A 6,000-nucleotide genomic window follows, 5' to 3' on the forward strand; every position below is an offset into this window, starting at 1 on the left:
TAATGTTCCGGCAATGACTGTGGAGGAGATCACATGACGACCCCCTTGCCGCACCACCTGCGCCGCCTGCCGGGCCTCAACGCTCTGGTCACCGGTGCTTCCGGCGCCTTCGGCAGCGCCACCGTGGACGTCCTCCGGCACCTCGGTGTGAACGTCGTCGGCATCGACCGCAAGCCCGGCCCCGGAGTCATCGGGTGCGACATCACGGACGACACCCAGGTGCGGGACGCCGTCGCCGAAGCTGTCGACCAGCTCGACGGCCGACTCGACCTGCTGATCAACTACGCCGGGGTCGGACCCTCCGTGGACATCGGCCGCATGCCCGACTCCCACGCCCACCAGGCCCTCGAGGTCAACCTCCTCGGTACCTGGCGCGTGACCGCCGCCGCGCTCCCCGCACTGATGGAGAGCCGGGGGCGGGTCGTGGTCACCGCGTCGCTGCTGGCCAACCTGCAGCTCCCCCTGGCGGGCGCCTACGTCGTCTCCAAGCGGGCCGTCACCGCCTACTCCGACATGCTCCGCGCCGAGTACGGCACCCACGTCGGCGTCACCACGGTCTACCCCGGATACGTCGACACCCCGATCCACGACAGCTCGCGTGCCACCGGCGCTTCCCTGGACGGCCTCGTCCCCGCCGAACAGAAGCGCGACACCGTCATGGCCGTCGTCCGCGCCGCCGGCGCCCAGCGACCCCCTCGCGACGTGGCCTCGACCGCCCTCGGTACCGCAGCCCTGCACCTGACGCGGCACTTCCCGACCACCACCGAGAACATCGTCGCCCTGCAGATGCAGCTGCTCCTCAACGACGGCACTTTCGCCGACGCAGAGATCGCGCAGGGCCTCCACGCGCGTCATGGAACCCCCGCCGCCCAGCAGAACGCGTCCTGAGGAGGGACGAAAATGACCGCAGAGATCACGGCCAAGCCCAAGATCACCGACCGCGAGGACATCGCCAAGCGCCTGCTGCGCGGATCGGCCAAGGCCTCCTACGACCCGCTCATCGAGATCGACTGGGACGCCCCCGTCGACCCCGACATGTGGGGGATCCGCCCCGAGCGCGTCTCGCTGTACGGCACCCACCTGTGGGACCAGCTCACCGAGGCCCAGCGCAAGGAGCTGTCCCGCCTCGAGGTCGCCTCCATCGCGACCATCGGCATCTGGTTCGAGACGATCCTGATGCAGATGCTGGTGCGGCACGCCTACCACAACGACCCCACCACGCAGCACGTCCAGTACGCCTACACCGAGATCGCCGACGAGTGCCGGCACACGGTGATGTTCGCGAAGATGGTCGAGAAGCTCGGGTGGCACACCCACCGCCTCGACCCGGTCGCCTTCCACCTCGGCCGCCTCTTCAAGACCATCGCGCACGGCCCGCTGATCTTCGCCGGGGCCCTCTTCGTCGAGGAGGTCCTCGACCAGATCCAGCGCGAGGCCATCCCCGACGAGCAGATCCTGCCGCTGGTGCGCGCGGTCGCCCGCATCCACGTGGTGGAGGAAGCCCGCCACATGCGCTACGCCCGCGAGGAGTTCGCCCGCGACTGGCAGAACCGCGGCCCGATCGACAAGGCCTACAGCAAGGTCGTGCTCGGTCTGATCACCTACTACTCCGCCACGCGGCTGATCAACCCCAAGGTCTACGAGCAGGTCGGGCTCGACCCCAAGGAGGCCTACAAGGTCGCCAAGAAGAACCCGCACTGGATCGAGACCAAGACCTGGGCCGCCCGCAAGGTCGTGGCCACGCTCAACACCGGCGAGGCCATCACCGGCCTCGGAAAGTACTTCTGGAAGAAGGCCGGCCTGCTCGGCTAGGGCCTGTTCAGCGGACGCCTTCCGTTGCGAGCGGCGTATCCGGTGGTGCTGTCGCAAGGCCGAAGGAGTCGGCCCGGATCTTCCGTCGACCGACGAGAACGCCGCGCCAGTGCCGCTGGGGCATCGCGCAGCAGCAAAACGGTGTTCGCCGAGCAGGACCGACTTCCCCGAGACTCCACCGCCGGAAGGCGAAACGCGCCACGCCTTCCGGCGGTGGACCCCCTCCCCGGGGACGCTCGCGCCACGTTCCCGGGGGCATTCGCCCCGGCAGCGGCGGAACGCGCCACGCCGCTGCCGGGGAACCTCTCCCTCCGGGGGCGGAACGCGCCACGCCCCCGGGGGGTCACACTCGCCCGACCCGACGCAGCACCGGGCCGGTTCGCACGAAGGGACCTGAACGTGACCGAAGCACCCCCTCACCACCGGGTGGCCGTGATCGGCTCCGGGTTCGCCGGGATCGGGATGGCGGTCCGGCTCAAACAGGCCGGCCTCGACGACTTCGTCATCCTGGAACGCGCGCACGACCTCGGCGGCACCTGGCGCGACAACGACTACCCAGGGGCCGCCTGCGACGTGCCCTCACACCTGTACTCGTGGTCGTTCGCGCTCAACCCGACCTGGAGCCGCACCTTCTCCCCCCAGCCCGAGATCTGGGACTACATGAAGCGGGTGGCCGGCGAGTACGAGATTCCCGGGCACGTGCTCTACGACCACGACGTGACCTCGGCCCACTGGGAACCGGAGCACAACCGCTGGCGCCTCGAGACCAACCACGGCACGCTCACCGCGCAGTTCCTGGTCACCGGCGCCGGCCCGCTGGCCGACCCGTCGATCCCCGACATCAAGGGAATCGACACCTTCGAAGGGACCATGTTCCACTCCGCGCAGTGGGACCACGAGCACGACCTCGAGGGCCGGAAGATCGCCGTGATCGGCACCGGGGCCTCCGCGATCCAGTTCGTGCCCGAGATCCAGCCGAAGGCCGAGCGGCTCACGCTCTTCCAGCGCACGGCCCCCTGGGTGATGTACCGCCACGACCGCGACATCACCAAGCTGGAGCGCTGGCTCTACCAGAACATCCCCGGCGCACAGCAGGTCGCGCGCAAGAGCATCTACTGGGGCCGGGAGAACTACATCTTCGGGTTCGCGAAGAACCCCAAGCTCCTCAAGGTGGTGGAGGCCCTCGGGCGTTCCAACATCAACCGGAGCGTGGACGACCCCGCGCTGCGCGCCAAGCTCACCCCGAACTTCCGCGCCGGCTGCAAGCGCATCCTGATGTCCAACGACTACTACCCCACGTTGGCGCAGCCCAACGTGGACGTGGTCACCGACGGCATCGTCGAGGTCCGCGCGAACTCCGTGGTCACCCGGGACGCCGACGGGACGGAGACCGAGCACGAGGTCGACACGATCATCCTCGGTACCGGGTTCCACGTCTCCGACCCGCCCATCGCCCAGCGGGTCTTCAACGAGGACGGGCGCTCGCTGTCCGACCACTGGGGCACCGAGGTGCAGGCCTTCCGCGGCACCACCGTGGCCGGGTTCCCCAACGCCTTCGTACTCGCCGGCCCCAACACCGGCCTGGGCCACACCTCACAGGTGTTCATGATCGAGGCGCAGATCCGGTACACGATGCAAGCGCTGAAGTACCTGTGCCGCAACGGCCTCGACCGCATGGACGTGCACCCCGAGGCCCAGCGCCGCTACAACGACATGGTCGCCAAGTCCATGGAGGGCACGGTCTGGGTCTCCGGCGGCTGCGACAGCTGGTACCTGAACGACCAGGGCCGCAACACCACCCTTTGGCCCACATTCACCTGGAACTTCGCGCTGCGCACGCGGTGGTTCGACCCCCACAACTACGACCTGCGGGTGGACCGCTCGCGGACCCGTCGCGCACGCGTCGCGGCCTGAGAAAGGACAACGATGAGCGGGTTCGACGACGAGGAAGAGGAATACCAGGGCGTCGTGACGATCGTCCTGCCGCAGAACGAGGAGGGCAAGGAGGTGGGGGCCGTCGACGTACGCGCCCACCTCGCCGGCCACTTCTCCCCCCTGACCGGCGACTACCGCTGGAAGGGGCGGCTGGCGGCCAGTGACGAGCTGACCGCCGCGTACAAGAAGGGGGCGCGCAAGGTCCTGGTCCGCACCCCCGACGGGCACGAGGGTTCCGGAACCCTCGACGAGCCCAACCTGTGGGGCGGGCACCCCGTGAGCGGGGCCGGAACGCCGCCCTTCGCGGTCCCGAAGATCGAGATCGACGACTGAGCAGGTTCCCGGGCACGTCCCCCGTGCCCCATGAACCGAGCAGCCCCCGTCAACGTCCCCCGGGCCACGCGTCGGCCCGGGGGATCCCTTCTCTTGACCCCCGAGCGAGAGGTACCCCCGATGGCAACCCGACACGTGGGCGCTGCCCGCGAACTCGAAGTCCGTTCCGACGACGGCACCCTCCTGCACGTGGAGGTGCGCGGCCCCGAGGACGGGCCGACCGTGGTCTTCTCCCACTGCTGGTCGACGTCCCTGGCCTCCTGGGGCCCCGTCGTACGCGAACTCGACCCGAACCTGCGCGTGGTGCTGTACGACCAGCGCGGGCACGGGCGTTCCCAGGCCCCGCTGACCAAGGCCGGATACGGACCGCACAAGCTCGCCGACGACCTGTGCGCCGTGCTGGAGGCGACCGTGCCCGAGGGGCGGCGGGCCGTCGTGGCCGGGCACAGCATGGGCGGGATGACGATCATGGCGTCCGGTGCACGGGAGACCTTCCGCGACAAGGTCGGCGGGGTGCTGCTGACCAACACCGGCGCGGTCGAGCTTCCGCAGCGTTCCACCGTCTTCCCGCTGCCCGGACCGCTCGGGACCGTGGCGGCCAAAACCTTCCTGCAGGCCCCGCCGCCGCTGGGCCCGCGCAACGCCGCCACGACCGCCGCACTGAAGTTCATCACCATGGGCAAGGACTCGGACCCGCGCATGGTGCGACTGTGCGTGCGCATGGTGCACGAGTGCAACGGGATCGTGCGCGGCCGCTGGGGCGCGGTGATGAACCAGCTGGACGTGGACCACAGCGCGTCCCGGATCACCGTGCCGACCGCTGTCGTGGCGGGGACCGCCGACAAGATGACCCCGCCGTGGCACGCGCACCACATGGCGTCGGTGATCCCGGGCGCGGACCTTCCCATGGAGATCCAGGGCGTGGGCCACATGGGGCCGCTTGAGATGCCGGAGTTCCTGGCCGAGCAAGTGGGCAAGCTCGCCAACGAGCACGTCACCACCTGACAGGTCCGGTGCGAACCGGTCGGGCGCGCGTTGTCGGGTGTCCCACGTGACGGAGGCCGCTGTGGAGCAGGCGGAGGCCGGTCGGTTTCCGTAGCTTCCGCCTCCGGGCCCGACCGGCCCCGCTTCCGGTCCGAATGAGGCCGCCCGCGCCACTGTGCAGCCCCCGTCCCGGCCGGTGGACCATCGCCGAGCCCGTCCGCCCCGTGCTCGCCGTCGTCCTCGACGTCGTCCGCCAACACCCCGTTGCAGGACGGCTCTTCGACGTGTCCGTCCCTGGGCCCTGGCGCGGCGAGCCCCCGGATCGGGGTGCTGGTGTGGTGTAGGTGGCTCGGGTATGCGGCTGGGGTGTGGGAGTGGGGTGTTGGGTGGTGTTGCCTCGGGGGTGGTGGTTCGTCGGGGGTCGGGATCGTAGCCCGGCCGGGCCGTTTCGCAACCCGCGTCGGCGCCACCGCCGGTCTCGTTCTCTTGGCGGGAGGGTGCGGGTGTGGTGGTGGGTCGGTCCCTGGCGCGTCGGGGTGTGCGTTCCGGCCCTGTTGGCCGGGCTGACCCGACCCGCATCGACGAACCCCCTTCCACCCCCGAGGCCCTCTGGCAGCCCAAAGGAACGGGGGTCCACTGCCATCCCCCTGGGGTGCCCCATTGCGACCAACGCTTGCGGCGTGCGGGTGGCGGCTCGCTCCTGCGGAGGCAACGGCACGCCCCGCGCACTCCCAGCAGGGCATTGAGGCCAGGGATGGCAGGCGTGCGGGGGGTCCTCCGGGCCCCGCGCACTCCCGGCTGAGCGTTGAGTGTCAGGGGTGGCGAGTGTGTGGGTGTCCTCCGGGCCCCGGGCTCTTGGTGGCTCACGAGGGGGTGCTCATGGGGCCGTTTGCTTGTGGGGCCGGAGTGACGGGTGTCCGGTTCTGCGGCGTTGTT

At 70.0% G+C, this 6,000-nt stretch carries 5 protein-coding genes; all 5 read left to right on the plus strand.

All coding sequences use genetic code 11. From position 1 onward, the window contains the following. The first annotated feature begins 33 nt into the window (after positions 1-33). The 5 genes from D474_RS0118605 to D474_RS0118625 all read left to right on the plus strand — a co-directional run bounded on the left by D474_RS0118605 (position 34) and on the right by D474_RS0118625 (position 5,085). Positions 34-888, plus strand: a complete 855-nt coding sequence (locus D474_RS0118605; protein WP_017615028.1) for an SDR family NAD(P)-dependent oxidoreductase — start codon at positions 34-36, stop codon at positions 886-888. A gap of 12 nt (positions 889-900) precedes the next feature. Beyond that, the gene (locus tag D474_RS0118610; protein WP_017615029.1) at positions 901-1,812 is read left to right on the plus strand and encodes an AurF N-oxygenase family protein; all 912 of its coding nucleotides are present in this window, start codon (positions 901-903) and stop codon (positions 1,810-1,812) included. Between the two features lie 399 nt (positions 1,813-2,211). Further along, positions 2,212-3,726 carry a flavin-containing monooxygenase gene (locus tag D474_RS0118615; RefSeq protein ID WP_017615030.1) on the plus strand — a complete coding sequence of 505 codons (1,515 nt, stop codon included), beginning with the start codon at positions 2,212-2,214 and terminating at the stop codon, positions 3,724-3,726. 12 nt (positions 3,727-3,738) lie between these two features. After that, entirely contained in the window at positions 3,739-4,080 is a 342-nt protein-coding gene (locus D474_RS0118620) for a DUF4873 domain-containing protein (RefSeq protein WP_017615031.1), read from the plus strand. Positions 4,081-4,200: 120 nt separating this feature from the next. Then, a complete protein-coding gene (locus tag D474_RS0118625) occupies positions 4,201-5,085 on the plus strand; it encodes an alpha/beta fold hydrolase (protein ID WP_017615032.1) in 885 nt (294 codons plus the stop codon). The last annotated feature ends 915 nt before the right edge of the window (positions 5,086-6,000 follow it).

This window comes from Nocardiopsis salina YIM 90010, assembly GCF_000341025.1.
Classification (GTDB): Bacteria; Actinomycetota; Actinomycetes; order Streptosporangiales; family Streptosporangiaceae; genus Nocardiopsis; species Nocardiopsis salina.

Bases quoted from the DNA above. Each gene is read 5' to 3' on its own strand.
- D474_RS0118605 (WP_017615028.1), top strand. From the start codon at position 34: ATGACGACCCCCTTGCCGCACCACCTGCGCCGCCTGCCGGGCCTCAAC.
- D474_RS0118610 (WP_017615029.1), top strand. From the start codon at position 901: ATGACCGCAGAGATCACGGCCAAGCCCAAGATCACCGACCGCGAGGAC.
- D474_RS0118620 (WP_017615031.1), top strand. From the start codon at position 3,739: ATGAGCGGGTTCGACGACGAGGAAGAGGAATACCAGGGCGTCGTGACG.
- D474_RS0118625 (WP_017615032.1), top strand. From the start codon at position 4,201: ATGGCAACCCGACACGTGGGCGCTGCCCGCGAACTCGAAGTCCGTTCC.